Origin of the sequence: Emticicia oligotrophica DSM 17448, assembly GCF_000263195.1 — a bacterium.
Taxonomy (GTDB): domain Bacteria; phylum Bacteroidota; class Bacteroidia; order Cytophagales; family Spirosomataceae; genus Emticicia; species Emticicia oligotrophica.
The window spans coordinates 2,367,670-2,392,858 of sequence record NC_018748.1 but is presented as its reverse complement, the minus strand read 5'-3'; the positions used below and the strand labels follow the sequence as shown (position 1 = coordinate 2,392,858).

Below are 25,189 nucleotides of genomic sequence, written 5' to 3'. Positions count from 1 at the left end.
TGGTAGATATCATCCATTCCGGCAATTATCACGCATTACTAACCTTTGAGGGCTTTCTCACATTCATTTCCCCTATTACTCCCTTAATCATTATTTTTGAAATTCTATGGTTGTTCATTCAACATGGGTTCAGAAAAGAGAGCTATAAGGTGCCATTTCTCATTATTCTTACTAATAGAGTAATGAGCAGATTAATAGGTATTTCTGTATTACTTATTGCGATAGGTATCTTCCAAAAGTATGCCATTATTCATACAAGTATAACGTGGTATTGGTTTATATACAGCTATTTGGTATATGAACTAAATAATTTTATTCGACACTACCTGACGCACAAAGTCCGCCTATTATGGTGTTTCCATTCTGTGCACCATGCCTCAGAAGATTTAAACGCGTCTATCACGCTTACTACTTTTTTTGTTGAAAACCTCTACACTGAGTTTTTCGCAGCTATGTTTTGTATGCTTTTAGGCGTACAGCCGCTCATGCTTTTTACAATTATGATTATTGATAGCATTTGGGGAGCTTTTGTGCATATTAGTGAGCGAAGTCTTAAAAACGCTAGATTAGGTTTCCTAGAAAGATTTATTCTAACACCATCACACCACCGTGTACATCACGGTAGGAACCCTTTATACATGGACACCAACTTTTGTTCGATTATTAATGTTTGGGATATAATTTTCAAAACTTATCAAAAAGAAGAAGAGCAAGTACCAGTAGATTATGGTATCACTCGTCCGATAGATGCAAACAGTTTTACTGATGTGTATTTTGGTGAGATTCTTAGTCTTTGGAAAGATGTACGTTCGGCACCTGGCCTTAAAAATAAAATAGCTTATATATTTATGCCACCGGGCTGGAGCCACACTGGAGAGTTTCATACAGCACAAAAGCTTCGTCAAGAAGCCTTGAAAGCAATCAAGCATTAAAAAAAATGGGGAGTTTTCACTCCCTATTCCTTACTTCCAATAAAATCTTTTCTACTTCTTTCCTTACTACGCTTGTTGGTTTCGTGAAGTTATTATTCATTAAGCTAAACAACATGATTTTGCCTTTCTTTGTAATTAAATAGCCACTTAAATTATACACGCCACTCAACGAACCTGTCTTGGCAAAAACAAAAGGTTCTCCCTCGGTTTTAAACATGTTTTTCACCGTACCAGCCTTTCCGCCAATAGCCATGATAGAAAACAGTTTTTCTTGAGGAATTTCGGCGTAGATTTTTTCCAAAAGCTTTATAATCGAACGAGGCGTAAATAAATTATATCTTGAAAGCCCCGAACCATCGACCCATTTCGGAGCATCAGGCAAGTCTTGCAAGTATTTTTCTTTGATTGATTTTATCACAAATGAAGAATTAATTGAGTCTTTTAGTGTTGTTCCGCAAAGTAAAAGCAACTGTTCGGCGAGCATATTATCGCTTTCTTGCATCATTAATCTATACACAGGCTCAGTAGGCATGCTATAAATAGTTTTTGCGGTAGTAGAAACTGGGATTTTTAATAAACTCACATTTCTACGCAAAGTATCCATCAATAGTTGTTGAGTTAAAGCCGTTGAGGTTTTAACGGGAATATCTTGCTGATAATTAGGCTTATTCAACAGCGATTTAGGTAATAAAAACTGATTATCGGCTGGTGTTCTTTCTATTTCGTATCCTGTATCTTTTTTATAAAACGTATTTTCAAAAATACTTGGTTGGGGCTTTATTTCGCCATTTTCGACTTTTGCACGCACAATATTACCATACATTGGTAGCGGTGACATCTCTACGGTATAATAGCTATTATAATCATCCCAAGCCCAACCCGAACCAAAATAAGGATTAGTAAAATTTCCATCTGAAAAATAGAACTTTTTCGTATGTTTATAGGCTTTCAATAAGTCGAAAGTCTTGGTGCTTGTCAAATCTGGATGAAAGAAAGTTGGGTCGCCAGTTCCCCAAAAAATCAAAGAATCAGCTTTAATTTCATAGCGAAGAGCAGGAATTGAATCGCTAAGTGTTTTTAGACATGCATAAAAAGTAAAAAGCTTAGTATTAGATGCGGGAGTAAAATAACGACTTGCATTACGTTCGAAAATCATCTTTTGTTCACTCAAATCAAACAAAGCCATGCCCGTCATACTCTGCGATAAGATACTCGATGTATCAATCATCTTGGCATAAGGCGATTTACTATAAATATTTTGTGAGGTTTTACAAGAAATGCTAATGAATGAAACAAATATGATTACTAAAACTTTACGCATAAATATCATGAGCTTATTGAGAAAATACGATTATATGCCCCAATTTACAGAAACTTTGGGTAAACAAAAAGCCGTAGAAGCTCAAAACAAACTTCTACGGCTAAATGAAGCGATTGATTGATTATTTATTTACTACAAAGCGTTTTACAACAACTCCGTTTTCAGTATATAATCTAACCATATATGTACCCACGGTGAGGTCTCTCAAATCAATTTTCTGATTGAAAGTGTTTACTTCAGGTAAAAACTCTCTTTCCATGACTTTTACCCCCTTCGAACTAAGCACTTCCATTTTAACACGGCCTGGTTTTGCCAAATTTGTTGAAATCAAGATTTCATCTGGACTCGGATTTGGCGTAAGTGTCAGTACTCGTTCAGCACTTTGTTCGGTTGCTAAAACTGGTGGTGGTGGCGGTACTTGAACTTTCAGGTTATCAATAACCCAGCCCCATCCATAAGTTAATTCATCAGCAAATAGTCTAAAACGAATTAAAACTACATCTCCAGCGGCAAAATCACCCGATGAAAGCATTTTAATCGTATGAGTTTTAAATAAAGCTGAAGTTGCCGTTCCTCTCGAATCTGAAGACTGATAAGACTTGCCATCGGCTCCTATAAATGTACCATTAACTCCAGCACTATTGAAAGCTTTTTCCCAGCTAGCATCTCTCGAAGCATCATATCCATCTTCGAACGGTATCCATGATGCACCACCATCATACGACCCTTCAACCACTACGTAATCATAAAAATTAGAATCACCGAATGTAGAACCTGATTCTCCTGGCTCAACCAAAGCTACTTCATCAAAAGTTATTGTTGCCGAATCTAAATCTTGTTTTAATTGGATAGGGATTCTCAATAATGCAATCGTATTTGACTGTAAGTCTTCGTTTCCTCCATTTTTATAAGGGTGTGCAGAATGCAAAGCACCATTTGTAAAACCTGTTGGCTGTGCAATACCCCAACCTCCAATACCAGCAATGTCGTCGTTGGCGGTATCAAAAGTATTCAAATAAACTGTTACTGGTGTTTGGGTTTTTAAATCACTTACGATAAACTCATAATAATCGGGTGTTGGTACTACATTCGTACCCGGAGTATTTAAGTAAGCTGGAAGCACCGTCTTATTCTTATTTTTCGACTTATCTATTGCTACAATTCTATAAAGTACACGGTCATTTTGCTTCAATGAACCAAAAGGTGTTTTTGCTAAATAAGAAAAAGCATCATTACGTCCTTGTGAATAAGCTTTATCATCAGTGAGTGGATTATATTTCTTTACACCAAAAGGTTTTTGGTCAACACCATTGAGTTTGTACTCAACATAAACAGTATCAATACCATGCTCGAAGTTATCTTCAATATTAGCAAAAATATCTACTAAGCCATTGGTTGGCACCACTGTTGGCGGGTTTGTCGTTACAAAAGGTGCGGTTACGTCAGCATTACCTACACTAAAACCATAATATCCTTTTGTCGGAGCTTCAGCAGGTGCTGTATTTTTACGCTTATAATCATCTTCAACCACTAAATAGTATCTAATAATTGAAGGTGTTTTCGTAATTGGTACATCCACAGAGTAGTCGTTTGTATTGCCAATCCTTACCAAATTCAATGGCTTTGCATTAGTCATTAAGGTATCATTTTCTGTATAAAATACCTTTGCCGAGCCAGCCACTAAAGTCGTATCACTCGTAATTGTAGCCTTGATTGTTACCTTACTAACTGTATTCTCAATATTTTTTACTCTTGTATGCAAAAGTGAAGTGCCTTTCCAACCCATATCGGCAAAAATACCTTTGACAATCGGGCCTGGGTCTCTGATAATCTCACGCAAACTTGCAGAGGCAGTCATCAATGAGTTTGGATTACCTGATGGATACGTTGCATCATTTACGTGTGAAATACTTGAACCAGCTTGGTAAGTATTTGGAGCATAGATTTTCGCTTTTACTCCATTATTTGAATTTGTTGCAGTAGGACTATTATAAAACAAGTTGTCACTTGTCATTTGATCTTTTAAAGGAACTGACGGATTAGCGAAATTGGCAGTATTAATCAGCAACTGTGCAGTACCGTTCTCTACAAAATGGTCATACACAAAAGGAGAACCCGTACCGAAACCCCATTGTCCATTCGTACTATTCACACGAAGAGAGGCGGTAAAACCAAGTCCATGACATAGTTCGTGTAAAACAACCGAAGTGAAGTCAAACTGATTCGCACCTGGAGCCGCTGTTCCTAAATACCATGGTGCAGAACTATTAAATTCTGCTGTAATATCTGGGTCATTTATTGAGTTAAGTTCCTGCCCAGCTATTTTTTCCGCCAAGGCAATCGGATACCAAGTATTGTAACGTTGTTGACCAGGAAAGTTTCGAGTAAAATCAGCTGGAGAAGCCTGCCCTAAGATTGTCCCCCCAGTATTTCCACTATCAATAGCCCTCCAAGTAGCCGTAATTCGAATAGGAACAGGAGAACTAATTAAATTTGCCCAAATATCTACCGCCGCTTGAAATGCTCTTTGTGCAGCAGGAGAAAAACCATTATATGTTACGATAAATGTAGTTTTAGCAGCAGCGGCTCCACGAGCTTTCTGACCTTTAAGAGCTTCTTCTACTTCTTTAGCCATTGGCACAAAAGTGTTGGCATCTTCAAAAATACCAGGGCAAACAATCATTTTACCCTTCATAAATTCAATTTTATCAGGGTTTGATGGACTTATATCATTGTGGCGTGGTTTAGCCTTTGTTTGGGCAAAAACTGACATTACCATTAATAATAGTAAGACAGATAGGTAAATTTTTCTCATAATTTTAAACGTTAATCTTCTGATTTGTCAGGCTCTCTTAAATATACGTAAACCAAGGTAATAGGGTTGCTCTTTAAATATTTTACAATATATCAATTCTAACGTAATTTCTAATACTTTTGTTGAGTGATTATATGTAAATAACGATGAAATCATTGATTGTGTCGGCTTGTAGTAATTAAGAAAATCAAAAATTTCACACACTTCAACTTACTACACTTTTATCTTTGTAGTCAAAGACGAAGTTTTTGTATTTAGCGATGCAGACCCCATTAGAAATATTAAAAGAATACTGGCAATACGATACTTTCCGACCTTTACAAGAAGATATTATCAATTCTGTTTTAGCGAAGAAAGATACACTTGCTTTGATGCCTACTGGCGGGGGAAAATCTATTTGCTTTCAAGTACCTGCCTTAGCCATGGAGGGTGTTTGTATTGTCATCACACCTTTGGTGGCACTCATGAAAGACCAAGTAGAGCAGCTACGTAAACGAGGTGTAAAAGCCGCTGCCATTTATTCGGGTATGCACCGAAACGAAATCGACTATACTCTCGATAATTTTGTTTATGGCGATTTTAAATTCTTGTATGTTTCGCCCGAACGATTGCTGACCGAAATCATGCAGGTTCGCACGAAACTAATGAAAGTATGCCTACTTGTGATTGATGAGGCTCACTGTATTTCACAGTGGGGGTATGACTTCCGCCCACCCTACCTAAAGATTCCAGAATTCAGAAAGTTTACGGGTAACGCACCAACCATTGCACTCACAGCTACTGCAACTAAAGAGGCTCAACAAGACATCATTGAAAAACTATCCCTTAAAAATCCACAAGTTTTTCAACAAAGTTTTGCCCGACCAAATATCTCTTATTCAGTCTTTTGTGAAGAAAGTAAGGAGAAAAAACTCTTTGAAATTCTACAAAAAGTACAAGGAACAGCCATCGTTTACGTACGTAGTAGGCGTCGTACAAAAGAAATTTCTGACTGGCTCAATAGAAATCGAATAAGTACTGATTATTACCACGCAGGGCTCTCAACACCCGAACGCTTCAAAAAACAAGAAGCTTGGATAAGTAATCAAACACGGGTGATAGTGGCAACTAATGCTTTTGGTATGGGCATTGACAAACCAGATGTTCGAGTAGTAATTCATCTCGACCTACCCGAAACGCTTGAGGCCTATTATCAAGAAGCGGGCCGTGGCGGAAGAGACGGTAAAAAAGCTTTTGCGGTATTACTTTATACAAGAGGCGATTTAGATGACGTTGCTAAACAGGTAGAACAAAAATATCCACCCATTGAAAATATAAAAAGGGTGTATCAGGCTTTGGCAAACTATTTCCGTCTGGCAGTTGGCGGTGAAAACTTCGAAAGCTACGATTTTGATTTCCAAGATTTTGTCAGCACTTTCGGATTGCCCGCTCATGAAACACATAATGAGCTTAAAGTTTTACAAGATGAAGGGCTCATTCAATTGAGCGATGCCTACTTTAGTCCATCGAAAATATCATTTACGGTTGATAACCACGAATTATATAAATTTCAGATAAAAACACCTAGTTACGATAAGTTTATTAAAACATTGCTTCGCATTTATGGCGGTGATTTGTTTGCAAGCTATGTGAGCATTTCTGAAGCTACCATCGGAAAATATTTCTTTGGAAGTGCCGCCGAAATCGAAAAAATGTTGGACTATTTGCATCAGGTAGGTATTATCACTTATCAGAAACAAAAGACTATTCCACAACTAACCTTTCTTACTGCTCGACAAGATGCGAAGCACTTAGCTATCAATGTGACAGAAATTCAACGTCGTAAACAAAGAGATTTAGAAAAAGTAGCTGCGGTGGTGCGTTTTGTAGAAGATAGGCGTCGATGCCGACAACAAATGTTACAAGAGTATTTCAATGAATTTACGAACTACACTTGTGGTATCTGTGATAATTGTTTGAAGCAAAAAAAGCAAGAATGGCCTGTTCCGATAGAAGTTTACGCAAAATATCGACAAAAAATTTTAGATATTATTCCAGCACCAGTCAATCAAATTGTTGATTATCAGTTTTTTAATAATAAATATTTTGTAAAAGAAGTAATCAGAAAAATGATTGAAAACGAAGAAATTAGATTTACAGAATTAGGAATCGTTGAGCGTGTGGGCGTGTAAAACCTTATATCTTCATTCACTGAATAAATTCAGTTTATTCAGAACAAGATTGGGGAGTTATTTGTAATTATTAGATTATTAACCTTAAATTTTATATACCTTCAACATCCATTATAAATAGAAATAAATGTCAAACTTTACACATATAGATGCGGCAGGAAATCCTTCGATGGTTGACGTAGGCGAAAAAGCTATTACCCGCCGAACAGCCAAGGCTCGAAGCATAGTAGTTTTAGATGATGCCATTTTAGAAAGGCTTACCAACGAAGAAATTCATACAAAAAAAGGCCCAGTATTTCAAACCGCAATCATTGCAGGTGTGATGGCAGCAAAAAAAACTGGCGATTTAATTCCACTTTGCCACCCTCTTGGCCTTGAAAACTGTCAAATTCATATTTCTGTCAATGAAAAAAAAGAGGTGGTTATTGAATGTACAGCCTCTCTAACGGGTAAAACAGGCATAGAAATGGAAGCTTTAACGGGAGCGAGTGTGGCGGCATTGACCATTTATGATATGTGTAAGGCGTTTTCTCACAATATTATTATCAAAGAAACACGCTTGATTGAAAAAACTGGCGGCAAAAAAGATTTTAAATTAGAAGAAAATTGAAAGGGCTCATACTCATTGGTGGAAGAAGCTCTCGTATGGGTAGCGATAAAGGTTTGCTTGAATATCATGGCAAACCTCAACGAGAATATCTATTAGAACTAGCCAAAAAATATTGTAGCGAAGTATATTATTCTTGCCGAGTCGAACAAGTTTTTTCTCAAAATACCATCATCGATGAATACCAGTTAGGGCCCATGGGAGGAATACTATCGGCCTTCGAAAAGGATTCACAAACAGCATGGCTCGTGATGGCCTGTGATATGCCTTTTCTCAATCAAAAATCCTTTGAATTACTTATTAACCATAGGAATCCTAATAAGATAGCAACCGCTTTCTTCAACCCAGCGACTAATGCACCCGACCCACTCTTTACAATTTACGAACCACAGGCTTACCCACTGCTAATTGCTTACGCACAAACGGGAGCCCAAAGCCCCAAAAACTTTCTTCAAAATAATTCTATCACTACTATTCACTTGCCTGATTCCACATTTCTTACTAATGCCAATACACCAGAAGAATTTAAGCAAGTAAAAAACCATTTGACCAAAGAATAGTTATTTATTGTGCTTGTTTAGCGTATTTATTATCAGAAATATAAAATACCTTCGTAATTAAAAATGATGGCACGCAGATTAAACTAATTTTCGCTAAAAATGCAATAAAATTTACAAAAATTAGCATTAGGAAATCTGTGCTATCTGCGGTTCAAAAATTTATAACAACAAATTTTTATTTTAACCTATTTAAACTAACCTATCTTTGCCCATTTAGGCAGAATGAAACGAAAATATTTATATATAGTTTGGGTAATCTTACTATCCATTAAAAGCTTGGCTCAAAACAACGACCAATGCTATGGACCAAATATTGGTTCGGGGTCGCTTAATGCTAAGATAATGATTGGTTGTGTGCCATTTACTGTAGAAATCAGTAAAAATGATAGTGTTGCTACTGGACATAAGTTTATCTATGATTATAAAGGCGGCCCTCCAACAAACCCCACTGAAGTACCTACTTTTACATATTCTGCCCCCGGTGCTTATAAATTAATGCAAATTACTTATCGGAAAGAAGATGGTAAAGAACTCCGTGTATGTGGAGTGGTAACAGTACTTGACACGAACAAGCTTATTCTTAGACCTAAAATTTGTGATAAAAAAGTTAGTCTCGAAATCATTGATAATAAAAAGCCAGGTACACTTCCTTATGACTATTGCTTGATTAATTGGGGCGATGGAAATCCAGTTGAAAAGATAAAACTACCTACTACGGTTATCTCACACACTTACACTAATACCAATGATAGAAAAGTAAGTGTTGAGGCTCACTATGAAGTTGAGTTTTGTACTAAACAAAGCGTAGTAGATATTATATTCCCGAAGAGTACTCAACCACAAATAAATTTACTTGAAAAAACTGGTCCTGAAAGTTACAGCCTTACGTTCAATAATGTATCGGGGGAAGATGTGAAAGTTTTGGGCAATAATTCACTCATAACGGCCAAATCTGGAGAATTAGGTACTCAGAAAATTACTTTCGAGAATTCGGCAAAAAACGTGTGCTATTCTATTAAACTCGAAAATAATTGTTTCCCAAACAACATATCGAAGGAAATTTGTGATATTGATTTTGAGGTGACTCCTACCGAAAACTCCAATGATTTACGCTGGCAAGAAGCTAAACCAGCAGTGATTAAAGATTTTATGGTACTAAAAAATGAAAGTATTCAATTGCCCTATGGAGAGTTGAGATATTCAGATACAACAATTAAATGTAACCAAGAAAATTGCTATCAAATAAAATTCACCTCCAACGAAACTGCTTTCATTTCGAATAAAATTTGTCTTAAAAATACGCTTAAACCTTGTCTATCAAGTATTTTTATTTTTATACCATTAGCTTTTTCACCAAATAATGATGGTATCAATGATACTTTTTCGATTTTTGGTGACGATGAAAAGCTTATCAGTTTTAGTATCTATGACCAAAAAGGCAAACTAATTACCACCTTTACGAGTATCAAAGACACTTGGAATGGAGAAAATTATCTGTCAGGAACCTATCCTTATCGACTTATAACCAAGAGTCAAGGGAATGAGAAAAATGAGATTATTGGTAAAATTACCCTACTTAGATAATTATGGCGTAGCAGAAACCCATACTTCACCATCTTCAAAAATTTCTTTTTTCCAAATAGGCACCGTTTCTTTGAGTGTGTCAATAGCATATTCGCAAGCATCAAATGCAGCTCCACGATGAGCAGCAGCGGCAGCAATAACCACAGGAACTTCTCCTATGCCTAAGCTACCTACTCGATGATAAATAGCGATTTTTTTTAAAGAAAACTTTTCAACGGCTTGCTCCGCAATTTTTCGCATTTCTGAAATAGCCATTGGTTCATACGCTTCAAAATCGAGCCTCAATACACGTTTTCCTTTGGTCTGATTTCTTACCGTACCTACAAAAGTTACAATGCCACCCGAATCATCAGTTTTAACAAAATCAAGGCATGCTTGTTCGTTGAGCGTGGTATCTGATAATATAATTTCGATTAATTGAGCCATGGTTTAATTAGATTGATAAAACCTTCAAAAACTTTTTAGAATTATAAACTTGCAGCAAGTTCTTCTCTACGTTTTTTGTAAAGTTCAGTAGCTTTTTCGAGCAAAACATTCATGGCAAAAGGCATTTGTGTGGATAAAATTCCACCATAAATGGCACTATCTACCTCTTTAAGAGCTTCTTCTAAACGCTCACTCGGCAAACGCAAAATAATTTCTTTGGTTGTATAAGAAGTATAAGGGCGTTTTTCAAGCCATTCTAAGTGAGTTTTCCATAAAACTAATGCCTTTCCAATGGTTACATCATCCAAAGTAGCTCGACTAAGTTTTTTATAGTTGGCCTGAAAATCCTTATGTCGGCGACTAAATAAAAATAACTTATACTGTTTGCGAATATACCTACCAAATAAAGCATAAATCAACAAGACCAGTCCCAAAATCCCCAATAAGTAAGTAAAAATTTGCGGATAATTCACTTGCTGTGAAAGAGCCATCAGATTTGTTTGCGGTTTTACTTGCAGTGAATCAACACCCGTTTTTATCATTTCTTTTAAAAAAACCGAGTCTGGCTGCGAAAAAACCGCCGTACAATCTCGCTTAGTAAGTAAATAAACGGGTAAACTCAACTTTTGGGTTTTGGTAATATCAAAGGTTACCAAGGTATAAACCACACTATCAACACTCACACCATTGGTGGTAGAGGTTTGAAAGATATTTCGTCGGATTATCTCAAAAGGATAAAAATTATAGGTTGTATCAGGAAAGAAAACTTCTGCGGCAGGATTATGATGAAAACTTAATGTATAATCAATGGGGCGTCCGAGCTCAATACTATCAGTCTGGAATTTCCCGACTGGTTTTTGAGCGTGACAGATTTCACTAAAAAACAAGCCAGTTATTAGCAAATAGCTGATAATATTAGCAAAAATTAACTGATTTTTATAGAGATTTTTAATTGACATTGATTAATTATCGAACTTTCTGAGTGGCTATTTTCTTACCCTAAATAATTGAATAAGTTTGGGCACATAATCTTCCCTCGAATCAATTGCCACATAATTAGCATTGTGTTGTTTACAAAGCGTCTCCAAACGCTTTTGATTATCTTCAAAGACTTCCCGCATTTCTCGCTTAAAAGAAGGAGAAGAAGTATTTAACCAAACCGTACGTTTTGACTCTTTATCTAATACCGGAATAATTCCGAGGCTTGGTAGTTTTATTTCTCTTTGGTCATAGACATGCACCACTACTAAATCATGTTTTCGGGCTAAAGCTTTAAGATTATGCTCATAGTCTTTATCCAAAAAATCTGAAATCATAATCACTACACTTTTTCTACGGAGCATATTTAAGGCAAAACCAATGGCCGCAGGAATATTGGTTTTCTGCGAAATTGGCTTCATTTTAAACAAACTTAATATCAGCTCATAGCCATGCTTCATGCCATTTGTTGGCTTGAAATAAAGCTCTTTTTGGTCTGAAAAACAATACAAACCCACATGACCAGCCTCTTTAATAGCCGAAAGTGCCAATACTCCACAAATTTCTTTGGCAGTATCTATTTTTAATCGCCCACTGTTTCCCACCTCTTGTGAACTACTCACATCGAGCATGAAAAACACGGTTTGTTCTTTTTCCTCTTTGAAAATCTTCACGTACGCACCATCGCCTTTGGCAGTGGTAATCCAATCAATCGTCCGAACATCATCACCATATTGATAAGTACGCAAATCGCTAAACTCCAAGCCAGAGCCTTTAAAAACCGAGCGATAGTTTCCGTGCATGTGCCCATTCACGGCTTTTCGGATTTTAATCTCATACTTATTCAGTTTTGAAATGATGCTTTCTACCATTTTTTCAACACTAATGCTTATTTTTAGCTATAAAAACGTCAATTAAGAAAATTTAACTTATGGACTTTCTCAGATTTTTCCGTAATTTGTTGGAAGAAATTCTTTTGAGAAAAATTCGTTATTTCGAAAACGAAGATAAACCGAAAATGCTGACAAAAAAAATATTCTTACTTTTAGGCACTATTTTGATATTATTGGGCTGTAATAATCAGCCAAGTAAGCCCAAAGATGCCATTGACGAAGCTACTATGGCCAAAATATTAGCCGAAATTCATATTACCGAAGCACGCGTAAGTAGGTTATCGTTTCAAGCCTATGATTCGACCAAGGTTGTTTATAAATTTTATGAGCAACAAATTATGGCGAAATATAAAACCGATACCGCCCGTTATAGAGCAAGTTATAATTATTATGTAACCAACCCCGAACAAATGACTAAGCTTTATGAGCAGGTAATTAAAAACATTGAAGAATTGAAGAAAAAGAAAAAATTGGCTTATTGACATATACATCTTATCCAAGCTAAAACTCATCAGATAAAATAAACCTATTTAATTTATTTTGAAAGAAAATATTGTAATAATACCGACCTACAACGAAATCGAAAATATAGAGGCCATTATTCGTAAAGTATTTAGCCTCAGTGAATTCTTTGATGTGTTGATAATTGATGATGGCTCTCCTGATGGTACTGGAATGAAAGTAAAAGAACTTCAAGCCGAATTCGTGGGTACCCTTCATCTCATCGAACGCAGCGGAAAATTAGGTTTGGGCACCGCCTATATTCATGGATTTAAGTGGGCATTAGAAAATAAGTATCAGTATATTTATGAAATGGACGCCGACTTCTCGCACAATCCAGAAGATTTGGTGCGTCTCTTCAATGCCTGTAAAATAGAAAACTTTGATGTAGCCATTGGTTCTCGCTACATCAAAGGTGTAAACGTAGTAAACTGGCCCATTGGCCGCGTACTGATGTCTTATTTTGCGGGAGTATATGTACGCCTGATTACAGGCATGGAAATCATGGACCCTACGGGTGGATTTATTTGTTATAAAAGAGAAGTTTTGCAAACCATTCCACTCGATAAAATTACCTTCATTGGCTATGCCTTTCAGATTGAGATGAAGTTTAATGCTTTTCTCTATAAGTTTAATATCACCGAAGTACCGATTATCTTTACTGACCGCACTAAAGGTGTTTCGAAGATGTCAACCAAAATTTTCAGAGAAGCCATTTTTGGAGTAATTCTCATGAAAATCTGGAGCTGGTTTAAAACTTTTAAAAGATAGTTTATGGTCGATTATCTAGAAGTTATATAGATAACTTCTGACGTATTTTGAATAATAAAAATCCCTCGTAAAACTCAATTTACGAGGGATTTTTATTATTTCATGAATTAAACCTTTGATTAATTCTTCATTGCCATGCCTTTTTGTTCGATAACATCATTCATCACATTTACTGTTTCGCCCAAATAGACATCTTTTTTCAAATATTTAATCCAAAAATCATTGCGGTCTTTTTTCAATGAATCAGTATTAATTACTGCCAAATCACTCGCTAAATTCGCTACAGCCAAATCATCTTTCAACTGCGTGAGATTACGCACTTTTGTAGAAATATCTCTGACTTCTTTCTGCTGAGCTTTATACTTTTGAATTTCTAAAGAGCGGGAAGTCCTGCGGTTATCGGCCAAAATATTAGTATTTTCTTTGATTTGATTGAAAACATCGTTGGTAGAAAGACGCTCGGCATTTTTTTGTTTCAAAGCAGCTAAATCTGGGGCGTAAGTCCAAGATTGGTAATTTGCTTTAGGCATTTCGTCCCATACAAGAGCATTCGGACTATCTTTTTCACGAATTTTATAAGCTTCATATAAGCCTGGTAAAACTATATCCGATTCAACTCCTTTCAACTGCGTCGCACCACCATCTACTCGGTAGTATTTTTGGAGAGTCAGGTGAACCGAGCCTAAATCGCCCGCACCACTTCCACTTATATTGCCACCTACCGGGAAAGCTCGCTGTACTGTACCTTTACCAAAGGTAGAAGTCGAACCAACAACTACACCACGCTTATAATCTTGAATAGCCGAAGCGAAAATCTCTGATGCAGAAGCACTTCTCTCATTCACCATTACTACTAAAGGACCATCATAAAGTACAGAAGGGTCACTATCACCCATTTGTGATGGGCGTCCAGAACGGTCACGAATTTGTACAACTGGCCCAGTTTTAATGAATAAACCCACCATATTTACCACTTCTTGTAAGCTACCACCACCATTATCTCTAATATCGAGAATGATTCCATCTACTCCTTCTGCCTTGAGGCGTGTTACTTCTTTGGCAACATCTTGTGAACAACGAGCTGCTTGAGGGCGTTGGAAATCGGCATAAAAAGCTGGTAAATCAATTAACCCAATTTTATGCTTTCCGCTATTAATAATTACACTACGAGCGAAGGTTTCGTCTAATTTCAATTCCGCACGAATCAATGAAACAGTTTTTAGAGTTCCATCGGGCTTCTGTACAGTAATTTTCACCTCTGTTCCTTCAGCACCTCTAATTAGCTTCACAGCATCATCGGTGGTATAGCCAGTAACATCTTCAGCTTCGCCAGTGGCTTGAGCAACTTTCACAATAAAATCATTCGCTTGAATTTCACCCGATTTCCAAGCAGGGCCACCTGTCGTAACACTTCTAATTTTTATTTTGTCATCTTCTTGTTGTAAAAGTGCTCCAATACCAAAGAAACGACCACTCAAACGCTCATCAAAAGAACGTTTTTCTACTGGAGCAAAGAAATCGGTATGAGGGTCCATTTCGTTGGTAATTGTTGTAACCAACATCGCAAAGCGTTGATTTTCGTCAAATTTATTGCGTAAACGGTCGAAGTATTTATCCATGGCTTTTTTCACCTTCGCACGAGCTTCTTTTTCTAACTCTTGGTCAGATTTCACCACAAAATCCTTTTTATCTTTATTTTTCTCTTGCTGCTCTTGTGCTTCCAAATAGCGGTCGAGTGTTTGCCATTTAAGGTACTTTCTCCAACGTTCTTTTCGTTCTGAATCATTCGATGGAAAATCTACTTTATCTGCATCAAACTCTATGGCTTCATCTTTTGTAAAGTCAAATGGTTTTTCGATATTTTGTTTATAGATTTCTTCAGCCTCAGCAATTCTAATTTTGTAGATTTCGTCAGAAGCAGCAAAGAAAGTCAGCGGCGAACCATGAATTTCGTCGTCAATGGTTGTTTCAAACTTTTTTAGTTTTGAAATATCTTTCTCTAATAAAATACGCTTACTTGGGTCTAAACGTTTTAGATACTCATTGAAGATTTCCTTTGAAAAATTATCATCAATTTTTTTAGGGCTATAATGTCCTTGTTCGAGCATAGCCCCAACGTATCTCAAAATTGTTTCATTTTTACTGGGTGGGTCATCATTGAGAGGTGTTGCCGAGATAAAGATTGTCAACAAACTCACGCTCAAAAATGCTATGGAAAACAAATTTGGCTTTTTCATATCACAAACAGGTATTTTAAAATGGATAATGTGCAATTAATCTTAATAGTAAATATTGAAAATATTAAGAAGGCTTCAAGCATTAAGCTGAATTTGAATTACTTATTCTAAATTAACTAAAAATTAGTTTAGTTAACAACGTTAACACCTCAAATAAATTTTCAGAACTGCACAAATTATGATGAACGGATTTTTTTAGTGGTAAATCAAAATATATCCTTACTTAAAGAATCATTTCATTGCTCTTTTGAAAAACCCCCAAGCTTCAACGAGCACATCAATATCATTTGGATAATCATGCTTTCCATTGATTACTTTTAATAAAGTTACTTCAGGTTTGCGTTTTTTCTTGAAAGTATATTTTTCAATAGTTTTACCATCTTTAGGGTCTGTATCTGGTAAAATTTCTTTTTTGGGAGCACCTTTATAACCCGCTAAATTTGACCAATAAGCGAATGTTCGGTCAGTAGAGCGTACAATTCCAAGGCTAATATTATTCCCAATTATCACCTCACCACCCTCATAAGGGTTTGTTTTATCGGCCGTTCCATTTACAATCATTACGGGTATAGCCATTCGTTTTTCTGCACAATCAATATTATTGGTATCGGGCAAATTGGCAATTAAAGCGGTAACAGCTCTAAGTTTTTCGGGCATTGTTAAGGCTAATTTATACGCCATGTGTCCGCCACCTGATGTACCTACGGCAAAAACTTGCTTTTCATTAATTTGATAACGTTCTTTAAAATAGTTTATCATTCCTCCGAAAAAATCATTTTCATTGATATTCTCTAAATTGGCAGCAGAATTAGCCGTTTTTCTACACTCATTCCAAAATTTCTTATATCCATCTGGATAAACTAATAGTATATTTTCTGTTGGGGCAATTTTTTCTAATTTCTTTGCGGCTGCTCTCATTTGCATGCCAGTTCCCCCCGAGCCATGCATGACAAATACTAAGGAAGCACCTTCTTTAGCAGGTTTGAGAAAATGAAATGTTCGGTAATGCCCTTCCACTAAGAGTGAGTCGTCAGTAACTTGAGCTTGAGCGAAGATTGCAGACAAAGCAAAATAACATACAATAAAAAAAGCTTTTTTCATGGTTAAGGTTTGAATATAGGTATTAAATAATTTCAACTCCCTGCTTTTGAAAATCCTTCAAAGCGGAGTCAGTTGGTTTTAGATTCGTAATCATTAAATCTATTTGCTGAAAATTGCAAACTCTGTGAGCTTCTTGCACATTTAGCTTCTCCTCTATTACACAACAAACTGTTTTTTTGGCCGCTTTCATCATATTTTGTTTGATAAGCGACTCTTCATAATGCCTAATGCTCAATCCTTTTTCGTGGTGAACGCCGTTCACTCCCATAAAATAGTAATCGGCATTGATGTGTTCAAGCTGACGAGAAACCTCGCTACCGAGCGTAATTTGATAACGCTTAAAATAAGTACCACCCAATAATATTACATCAATTTTTGGGTGCTCATTTAAAGCCATAGCCAATGGAGTACTATTGGTTATGATGGTAAGCTCAAGCGTTTTGGCCAACTGTTCGGCCATAAAATAATTAGTCGTGCCTCCATCCATGATGATGGTTTGGCGATTTTCGAATAATTTTTGGGCTTTTTTAAACATAATAGATAGCTCTTCGCTACTACTTGCCCCGTTTCTTTTAGTTCCTAAAACCGACAAATATGAATTTGCAACCGCTCCTCCATGTACTTTTTTAAGAAAACCTTTGTCTTCTAATTCAATAATATCCCTACGAATACTATCATACGAAACATCTAAAAACTTACCGAGTTCTACAAAATTAATCTTCTTATCGGTATTAAGTTTTTCAAGTATTAAGCGTTGGCGTTCTTCTTTTAACATAGTCCTTGCAAATATTTGTACAAATATTGCAAAATAATGCAAAATATTTTTGACATTATCAAAAAAGTTTGCATACATTTGCATTATTATTGTTTGAGATTTTAACCTATGATGAAGTATATATGCCTCTGAGAGGTTGTTAGAATATCTGACAACCTTATAGGAGATTTAAAACAAAATTAAAAAAATTTATTAAAGTACTTACCTATTATTACTATTAACACTTACCTAAAAGAAAATATTGTCGTAGTTTTGTTTCATAATTTAAGCCAGAACATATTGTTCGAAGTTTAATTGAGTTTAAAATGGATAGGGTGGTCGGTTGAAAAACTGACCATTTTTTGTTCCATACTATTCTAGAAGGTCTTCAAACTTTATTTTCTTGATTTACTGCTAACTATTTAATCATCAATCAATTACACCTCCCATTTAATTCGTTAGGACAGCCTTAGGCAAAACATCGTTTTGGTTTTTATCGAAAATGCTTATCTTCGTTTTGAAACTAAAGTAAAACTTCGTCCAAATGAACCCTAACTCTCCTAAAGAAGATTCTAACAAACTCCTCAAATTACTTGGTGTTGGCTTCGGCATTGCAGTTACCGTCGGCGGAACAATAGGCACAGGTATTTTACGCAAACCCGGCCCTATTGCAGCAAATCTAGGCGACCCCGCACTCATTATGCTCGTTTGGGCATTGGTAAGTTTATATGCTTTTCTAGGTGTTTTATGTACCATTGAGCTGGGTGTATCGGTGCCACGTGCTGGTGCTTGGTATGTTTATGCACGCCGTGCATTTGGCGACTACGTAGGTTTTGTCACTGGTATTACAAGTTGGCTAGGTACGGTAGCTGCTTTAGGTTTTGGGGCATATACCATGAGCGAATATATCGCTCTTATTTGGCCTAATACCGACCCAATCATTCGCTGGATGGCTATCAGTATTCTTTTTATCTTGATGTGCTTCCACTGGTTAGGTACTAAATCGGCAGGAAAATCACAGGAAATCATGTCATTTCTTAAAGCAGTTGGTTTATTTGCTTTTGTCTTTATGTGTTTTGTTTATGGCGGCGAAGTAAAAACGCAAGAGTTAGTCTCTACCACTCAACGAGTAGCGAAACCCGCTTTATTGACAGGTTTGATAGTGGCTTTACAACAAGTTTTTTATACGTTTGATGGCTGGCATACCGCCGCGTACTTTACCGAAGAGAACACTGACCCTGCCAAAAACCTTCCTAAATCAATGATTAGTGGGGTTTTGGTTGTTATTTCAATCTATCTTTTGGTCAATTTAGCTATTCTTTATATCATGCCAATAGAGGTATTAGCTACCTCAAAATTAGCAGCAGCCGATGCAATCCGATTAATTTTTGGCGAAAAGTCTGGTAAAATTGTTACGTTTTTCTTGATGGTATCCATTTTAGGCATGCTAAATGCACAAATTATGTTTGCTCCAAGAGTCATTTACTCAATGAGCAAGGACGGACTATTTCTGAAGCTCGCTCAGAAAGTAAACAGCGGAGGTACACCAGCTTTTGCCATGCCACTTACAGGAATTTGCTCTATTTTATTGATTATCAGTGGAAAAGACACTTGCGAACGCCTCTCAGATATTGCTACATTCTTCTTTGTGATGACCTATGCCGCAGGGTTTGCTTCGGTAATTATGCTTCGTAAAAAAGAACCCAATCTTCCACGCCCCTATAAAGTAATTGGTTATCCTTACATTCCATTTATATTGATAATCATATCAGTCATGTTTCTTATCGGTGCTATTTATCAAGACCTTAACAGCAGTATTTATGCTTTAGTCTTTTTGATTTTTAGTTACCCACTTTTCCTAATGACAAAAAAAATTAATCTCTAAAAATGCTTTTTTTAAGTCAATTTGACTGCTTTAAAGGTACTATTAGAAAATTAATGAGTCAATTTTTATAATTCTTAGTAAATCTTTAATATTTGCAAAAACTTTACCCTATGACACGAAAGTACGCATTATTGGCCGTTGGCGAATTATTAGCCGACTTTATTGGAACTGAACTGGCTGAAGATATTTCAACTACTGATCGTTTTCAGCGTTTTCAAGGGGGAAGCCCTTCAAATTTGGCCGCTAATATGGCACGTTTAGGCAACCCAACAGCTATTGTTTCGTGCGTAGGAAAAGATAGTCTTGGAAAATATTTAATAGCAAAAGTAAAGGAAACTGGTGTTGATATAACTCACGTAGCGATTGATGAACAAGAACCTTCAAGTATTGTTGTCGTGGCTCGCTCAAAGGGTACACCTGATTTTATTGCTTATCGAACAGCAGACCGCATGATTCGTCCAGAACACATTTCTGATGAATTATTGAGCGAAAGTGCCGTTTTTCATACGACTTGCTTTGCCTTGAGTCAGAATCCAGCCCAAAGCACTATCGTAGAAGCTGCTCAAAGAGCTAATAAACTGGGTTGTCAACTAAGTATCGACCTAAACTATGCTCCGAGTATTTGGCCAGACCGCAACGAAGCTATGCAAATAATTGCGGCCTACCTAAAAAACGGAGCTTTGGCTAAAATGAGCGAAGATGATGCCGAACGCTTATATGGACGTGTAATAGAACCCCAAGAAGCAATTGCTGATTTGCACCGAATGGGGGCATCTGTTGTATGTTTTACGATGGGTGGCCGTGGAAGTATTATTTCATACGAAAACGGCAAACAAAAACTCCAAATGGCCGCTCGAAAAATTGAAGTAGTTGATGCTACTGGTGCAGGAGACTCATACTGGTCAGGCTTCTTAACTGCTTTCTTAGAAGGCAAAGATATTGAAACTTGTGCCAACGCAGGTGCAAACATTGCAGTATTGAAACTTACTACAATGGGGCCACTTCCAGCTAAAGTAAACAGAGAAATTTTATATACGCCTACTCCTTAAGGAGCATTATTTTACCCTAAATTAGGGCATACCAAAGAAAAGAATGAAGCATTTTATCTCTTTGCACGATGTACAAAACGTGCAGGAATTAGTACAGGAAGGTATCAGACAAAAAGCTAACCGTTTCGCTGACCAAGAGCTCGGAAAAAACAAAACCATTGGTTTGATTTTTTTCAACCAAAGTCTCCGTACACGTTTAAGTACACAAAAAGCTGCCGAAAACCTCGGAATGAAAGTCTTAACCATGAATGTGGGACAAGACAGCTGGCAGCTTGAAATGGAAGACGGAGTGGTGATGAACGGTGATAAAGCCGAGCATGTAAAAGAAGCAGCGGCCGTTATTGGAAGTTATTGTGATATTATTGCTGTGCGAGCATTTGCTGGTTTAAAAGACCGTGATGCTGATTATCAAGAGATAGTAATGGAAAAATTCCGTCAGTATTCGGGCGTGCCAATCATAAATTTAGAGTCAGCAACTCGTCATCCATGCCAATCTTTAGCTGATTTAATTACAATTGAGGAGGTAAAAAAAACTGCACGTCCAAAAGTTGTACTTACATGGTTGCCGCATTTCAAGCCACTTCCACAAGCAGTGGCCAATTCATTTGCTGAATGGGTAAACCAAACAGATTATGAGTTTATTATCACTCATCCGAAAGGCTATGATTTAGCTCCAGAGATGGTTGGTAATGCCAAAGTAATCTATGACCAAGACGAAGCCCTCAAAGGAGCTGATTTTGTGTATGGTAAAAACTGGTCGTCATATACACATTATGGACAAGTGCTTTCAACTGACCCTTCTTGGATGATTACGCAAGAAAAAATGGCACTCACCAATAACGGTGTATTTATGCACTGTTTACCAGTAAGAAGAAATCTAAAAGTAAGTGACTACGTACTTGATAACCAATCAGTTGTAGTACAACAAGCCGCCAATCGTGAATGGTCGGCCCAAGCTGTACTGAAAACGATTTTGACCAATATGTAATAGTTTTTTTGAGATAAACATTAGTCATCCCGAAATTAGTTAGAGAAATGAATCATTTCTCTAACTAATTTCGACTTATACTTCAATAAAGTCCTGCAACAAGTTTATTGCCCGACAATATCGCCTCTCATACTACCCAATGCCGTAAGTAACTCAATTTTTGCTTTTGATTGAACATTGAATTTCACTAACGACATCGTTAGGTCTTCAACCAACGCATTGAAGTGAGCATCAGTAATTTTCATACCTTTATGTGCAGTTTTCATATCAAGACCTGTGTATTTTTCCGAACCACCAGAAGCTTGTCCAACTTGATTGATTAGATTATTACGCAATTTCATCAAGCGTGCTGGGTCAGCGGCAGCGGCAGCAAAAAATGAATTAATACGTGTATCGGCTGCTACTTTACCAATAAAATCATCAATTACGGCCGAAATTCCTGCATTTCCTCCCAAACGAGCATAAAGTGGCGTAGAACCTTCTACAATATCACCTTTCATAGCTGCTAATGCTCCCAATAATTGATTTTTAGGTTTTGGCAAAACTTTAAACTTATCTAATGATTTTACCAAATCTTCAACCAATGCATTGAAGTCAGCCTCAGTAATACCCATACCTCTATGAGCCGTTTTCATATCTAAACCCGTATATTTCTCTGGCCCACCAGTAGCTTGCCCTACTTGATTAATCAAATTATTACGCAGCTTCATCAAACGAGCTGGGTCGGCAGCGGCATCAGCAAAGAAAGCATTGATTCTTGAGTCTCCCGCTACATTAGTAATAAACTGGTCGATAACTGCCGAAATAGCGGCATTTCCTCCTAACTGATTATATAGCGATGTACTTGGCTCCACAATATCAGCTTTCATAGTGGCTAAGGCTGTCAAAAGTTCTGACTTTTCAGTCATTGGTACACTAAACTTATCTAATGCTTTCGAAAGGTCTTCTACCAATGCATTAAAATCAGCCTCCTGAATATTCATACCTTTATGGGCAGTTTTCATGTCTAAACCCGTATATTTCTCTGGCCCACCAGTAGCTTGCCCTACTTGATTTACTAAATTATCGCGTAATTTCTTCAAGCGTGCGGGGTCAGCGGCAGCATCGGCAAAGAAAATATTAATTCGAGTATCGCTCGCCACATTCGTAATAAATTGGTCAATCACTGCCTGAATAGCGGCATTTCCCCCCAAACGTACATACAAAGACTTCGGGGGCTCTTCTTCGGTTTTCTTACAAGCAGTAAAAAATAATGCTCCTGCAAGCAGTAAATAAACACTTTTTTTCATGATGAAAAATTGGTTATAGATTAAATAAATAAAAATTAAACACAGCATTTTCCGAACATCAAGCTGGTAGATTGATGTAGTAAAGGCAATAAACTTTCTTTCTCGCAAAATTCTGCGAAGAGAAATTTAGCTTATTAGAAAATCTTATGAAGCGAATAAAACCCTAACTTATCGTAGGCAAAGTGTGCGTTTCATGTTGGTAAAAAAATCAATGTATTCCATCGGAACGGGACATTTGGGTCCTTCCATCGCTGCAAAATTAATTTTTGAAGCCACGTAGTCTTTTTGCTGAACAAGCGATTTTAAGGTTTCTTCCGAAACCTCATCTTCATAATAAGTAATACTTACAGTTTTAAATGCTGGATTAACGGTGCAGGCCGTAACGCCTTGTGTTGAAGAAAGTTTTTGTGAAATTAGTGTGCTATCGGCCATATTTGCTTGTTTGTCTAAGCTAAATACGGCTAAGTGAATGGGCTTTAAGTCGAGTTTTTCAGAAAGTGGTGGTTCTTCCCAGTTAGCCCAGACCAGCATCGACACAAAAAATGTCAATACTAATGCCACTATCACTTTCGTGACTGCGAGAAGGTTTTTTTTCATTTTAGTTGAAGTTGAAATTTGTTATTTGTTCTTATCTACGGTAAAGTTTTAAAACTGGATTTAAGAATCTTAAAAATAAATTAACCTTTCTGAAGGATTTTCTGGAGAAGCCGCATTACAAGACAGGGCATAAAAAAAGGTAGTAAATTTAGATTTACTACCTTTTTTTTATGCTTTAATAGCAACCTATTTCAAATATTTTTGATTATAGGTTTGAAATAGGTTGGGTTGAACACATCGCCGAAGCGAAAAAAGAGTTAGGTTGAATAGGGTAATGCAAATATAGTATATTTCTCAGAAAAAATATAAGACTCCAAAGTATTTTTAAAATAAATTAATAAAATTTTAACCAAAATCTCCTAACTTGCTAATTACTAGACACATCCAAAAATCGCTATTTTATCAAAATGGCATAAATACCTACGCAAAGCCATTTTCAAGAAGAATTCATATTGGTCTATCTATGCTAAAAGACACAACGCTAAACTTTTTAATCAACATTAAATGATTGTTTTATGCTTTATCACAGCAAGGTTTTGTAAAAATCGCTAACTTTGACGTTCATCTTAATAAACTTATTTCTTTTCTTATCGCTCAATGATTGTTCAAAAAGACGTACAACTGAAGCCATTCAATACATTTGGAATAGAAGCCACTGCAAAATATTTTGTTGAGGTTGAAAATCTTAGTCAATTACAAGCTATTCTTCAAAACCCACAATATCAATCAGTTGAACGCCTAATTTTGGGTGGTGGAAGTAATATGCTTCTAACTAAGGATTTCGATGGTTTAGTTATTAAAATGTCGATTAAAGGCTTAGAAATAATCAAAGAAACTGACGAAAATATTTGGATTAAAGCAGGAGCAGGAGTGGTTTGGCATGATTTAGTCATGTACTGTGTATCAAAAAACTATGCAGGTATTGAAAATTTATCGTTGATTCCGGGCACCGTTGGGGCAGCTCCGATGCAAAATATTGGGGCCTACGGCATCGAAATTAAAGAAGTTTTTGAAGAACTAGAAGCTCTAGAAATTGCAACTGGTGATATAAAGAAATTTGATAAACCAACCTGTAATTTTGGTTATCGAGAAAGCATTTTCAAACACGAAGGAAAAGGTAAATATATTATTTTGAACGTTACGTTTAAACTAAGTAAAAAACCAAATTTCCACGTAGAATATGGTGCGATAAAAGATACATTAGCCGAAATGAACGTAAACGAATTAAGCATCAAAGCAATCAGCGATGCCGTGATTCATATTCGTCAGAGTAAATTACCTAATCCAGCAGAGATTGGCAATGCGGGTAGTTTCTTCAAAAATCCTGAAATTCCTTCCACTCAGTTCAATATTTTAAAAGAACAGTTTCCAAATATTCCCTCGTATCCTGTCAATGAAACAACTATTAAAGTACCTGCGGGCTGGCTCATCGAGCAAGCAGGCTGGAAAGGTCAACGATTTGGCAATGTAGGCGTACATGCCAAGCAAGCTTTGGTTTTAGTGAATTATGGTGGTGGAAAAGGCTATGAGATCAAAGAATTATCAGAAAAAATACAAGCCTCAGTGAAAGAGAAATTTGGCATTCAGCTTTCAGCCGAGGTTAATTTCATTTAAAAAAATATACAGCCCCTCTCCTAAACCTGTGAGGGGTTTCTTCAAATTTATTTAATATTTCTTAAAACATAAATTACTGATTATCAACAAATAACAACTTCTACTAAAGAAATTTT

The 25,189-nt window shown here is 36.6% G+C and carries 21 protein-coding genes; 11 read left to right on the top strand and 10 right to left on the bottom strand.

Annotated elements, in window-relative coordinates; all coding sequences use genetic code 11:
- Window positions 1-182 precede the first annotated feature (182 nt).
- Complete coding sequence (locus tag EMTOL_RS09930) at window positions 183-932, top strand: sterol desaturase family protein (protein WP_305953214.1); 750 nt, start codon at window positions 183-185, stop codon at window positions 930-932.
- Window positions 933-948: 16 nt separating this feature from the next.
- On the opposite strand, the gene EMTOL_RS09925 is transcribed toward EMTOL_RS09930, so the two are convergent.
- Together EMTOL_RS09925 and EMTOL_RS09920 are read right to left on the bottom strand one after the other, a co-directional pair.
- On the bottom strand, window positions 949-2,253 hold the full coding sequence (locus EMTOL_RS09925; RefSeq protein WP_041693503.1) for a D-alanyl-D-alanine carboxypeptidase/D-alanyl-D-alanine-endopeptidase: 1,305 nt from the start codon (window positions 2,251-2,253) through the stop codon (window positions 949-951).
- A gap of 121 nt (window positions 2,254-2,374) precedes the next feature.
- Complete coding sequence (locus EMTOL_RS09920; protein WP_015029148.1) at window positions 2,375-5,068, bottom strand: T9SS type A sorting domain-containing protein; 2,694 nt, start codon at window positions 5,066-5,068, stop codon at window positions 2,375-2,377.
- A gap of 260 nt (window positions 5,069-5,328) precedes the next feature.
- Here EMTOL_RS09920 and EMTOL_RS09915 point away from each other — a divergent pair, with 260 nt between their 5' ends.
- The 4 genes from EMTOL_RS09915 to EMTOL_RS09900 all read left to right on the top strand — a co-directional run bounded on the left by EMTOL_RS09915 (window position 5,329) and on the right by EMTOL_RS09900 (window position 9,990).
- Window positions 5,329-7,239: a RecQ family ATP-dependent DNA helicase gene (locus EMTOL_RS09915; RefSeq protein WP_015029147.1), complete on the top strand. Its 1,911-nt coding sequence runs from the start codon at window positions 5,329-5,331 to the stop codon at window positions 7,237-7,239.
- Between the two features lie 127 nt (window positions 7,240-7,366).
- Window positions 7,367-7,849 carry a cyclic pyranopterin monophosphate synthase MoaC gene (gene moaC / locus EMTOL_RS09910; protein WP_015029146.1) on the top strand — a complete coding sequence of 161 codons (483 nt, stop codon included), beginning with the start codon at window positions 7,367-7,369 and terminating at the stop codon, window positions 7,847-7,849.
- Window positions 7,846-8,406: an NTP transferase domain-containing protein gene (locus EMTOL_RS09905; protein WP_015029145.1), complete on the top strand. Its 561-nt coding sequence runs from the start codon at window positions 7,846-7,848 to the stop codon at window positions 8,404-8,406. The genes moaC and EMTOL_RS09905 overlap by 4 nt, the downstream gene beginning before the upstream one ends.
- Window positions 8,407-8,628: 222 nt before the next feature.
- Window positions 8,629-9,990, top strand: coding sequence for a T9SS type B sorting domain-containing protein (locus tag EMTOL_RS09900; RefSeq protein WP_015029144.1), 1,362 nt, complete (start codon window positions 8,629-8,631; stop codon window positions 9,988-9,990).
- Here the strand turns inward: EMTOL_RS09900 and EMTOL_RS09895 are convergent, their stop codons facing one another.
- The 3 genes from EMTOL_RS09895 to EMTOL_RS09885 are packed head-to-tail and all read right to left on the bottom strand — an operon-like array spanning window position 9,991 to window position 12,266.
- Window positions 9,991-10,416: a molybdenum cofactor biosynthesis protein MoaE gene (locus EMTOL_RS09895; RefSeq protein ID WP_015029143.1), complete on the bottom strand. Its 426-nt coding sequence runs from the start codon at window positions 10,414-10,416 to the stop codon at window positions 9,991-9,993. It lies immediately after the preceding gene.
- 41 nt (window positions 10,417-10,457) lie between these two features.
- Window positions 10,458-11,375: a hypothetical protein gene (locus EMTOL_RS09890; RefSeq protein ID WP_015029142.1), complete on the bottom strand. Its 918-nt coding sequence runs from the start codon at window positions 11,373-11,375 to the stop codon at window positions 10,458-10,460.
- A 27-nt stretch (window positions 11,376-11,402) separates the two neighbouring features.
- Complete coding sequence (locus EMTOL_RS09885) at window positions 11,403-12,266, bottom strand: DUF58 domain-containing protein (RefSeq protein ID WP_015029141.1); 864 nt, start codon at window positions 12,264-12,266, stop codon at window positions 11,403-11,405.
- 59 nt (window positions 12,267-12,325) lie between these two features.
- On the opposite strand from EMTOL_RS09885, the gene EMTOL_RS09880 reads away from it, so the two are divergent.
- The gene (locus EMTOL_RS09880; RefSeq protein ID WP_015029140.1) at window positions 12,326-12,769 is read left to right on the top strand and encodes a DUF4296 domain-containing protein; all 444 of its coding nucleotides are present in this window, start codon (window positions 12,326-12,328) and stop codon (window positions 12,767-12,769) included.
- Between the two features lie 58 nt (window positions 12,770-12,827).
- A complete protein-coding gene (locus EMTOL_RS09875) occupies window positions 12,828-13,559 on the top strand; it encodes a polyprenol monophosphomannose synthase (protein ID WP_015029139.1) in 732 nt (243 codons plus the stop codon).
- A 119-nt stretch (window positions 13,560-13,678) separates the two neighbouring features.
- Here the strand turns inward: EMTOL_RS09875 and EMTOL_RS09870 are convergent, their stop codons facing one another.
- From EMTOL_RS09870 to EMTOL_RS09860, 3 genes are all read right to left on the bottom strand, one after another.
- Window positions 13,679-15,796: a carboxy terminal-processing peptidase gene (locus EMTOL_RS09870; protein ID WP_015029138.1), complete on the bottom strand. Its 2,118-nt coding sequence runs from the start codon at window positions 15,794-15,796 to the stop codon at window positions 13,679-13,681.
- Window positions 15,797-16,027: 231 nt separating this feature from the next.
- On the bottom strand, window positions 16,028-16,897 hold the full coding sequence (locus EMTOL_RS09865) for a CE1 family esterase (RefSeq protein WP_015029137.1): 870 nt from the start codon (window positions 16,895-16,897) through the stop codon (window positions 16,028-16,030).
- A gap of 22 nt (window positions 16,898-16,919) precedes the next feature.
- On the bottom strand, window positions 16,920-17,672 hold the full coding sequence (locus EMTOL_RS09860; RefSeq protein ID WP_041693501.1) for a DeoR/GlpR family DNA-binding transcription regulator: 753 nt from the start codon (window positions 17,670-17,672) through the stop codon (window positions 16,920-16,922).
- Window positions 17,673-18,195: 523 nt separating this feature from the next.
- Here EMTOL_RS09860 and EMTOL_RS09855 point away from each other — a divergent pair.
- From EMTOL_RS09855 to EMTOL_RS09845, 3 genes are all read left to right on the top strand, one after another.
- Window positions 18,196-19,536, top strand: a complete 1,341-nt coding sequence (locus EMTOL_RS09855) for an APC family permease (protein ID WP_015029135.1) — start codon at window positions 18,196-18,198, stop codon at window positions 19,534-19,536.
- Between the two features lie 110 nt (window positions 19,537-19,646).
- The gene (locus tag EMTOL_RS09850) at window positions 19,647-20,585 is read left to right on the top strand and encodes a carbohydrate kinase family protein (RefSeq protein ID WP_041693500.1); all 939 of its coding nucleotides are present in this window, start codon (window positions 19,647-19,649) and stop codon (window positions 20,583-20,585) included.
- Between the two features lie 43 nt (window positions 20,586-20,628).
- On the top strand, window positions 20,629-21,573 hold the full coding sequence (locus EMTOL_RS09845) for an N-acetylornithine carbamoyltransferase (protein ID WP_015029133.1): 945 nt from the start codon (window positions 20,629-20,631) through the stop codon (window positions 21,571-21,573).
- Window positions 21,574-21,677: 104 nt separating this feature from the next.
- Here EMTOL_RS09845 and EMTOL_RS22315 read toward each other — a convergent pair whose 3' ends face one another.
- Window positions 21,678-22,862: a group I truncated hemoglobin gene (locus tag EMTOL_RS22315; RefSeq protein WP_015029132.1), complete on the bottom strand. Its 1,185-nt coding sequence runs from the start codon at window positions 22,860-22,862 to the stop codon at window positions 21,678-21,680.
- 168 nt (window positions 22,863-23,030) lie between these two features.
- Window positions 23,031-23,459, bottom strand: a complete 429-nt coding sequence (locus EMTOL_RS09830; RefSeq protein WP_015029131.1) for a hypothetical protein — start codon at window positions 23,457-23,459, stop codon at window positions 23,031-23,033.
- A gap of 597 nt (window positions 23,460-24,056) precedes the next feature.
- Here EMTOL_RS09830 and murB point away from each other — a divergent pair.
- Entirely contained in the window at window positions 24,057-25,073 is a 1,017-nt protein-coding gene (murB, locus tag EMTOL_RS09825) for a UDP-N-acetylmuramate dehydrogenase (protein WP_015029130.1), read from the top strand.
- Window positions 25,074-25,189 lie beyond the last annotated feature (116 nt).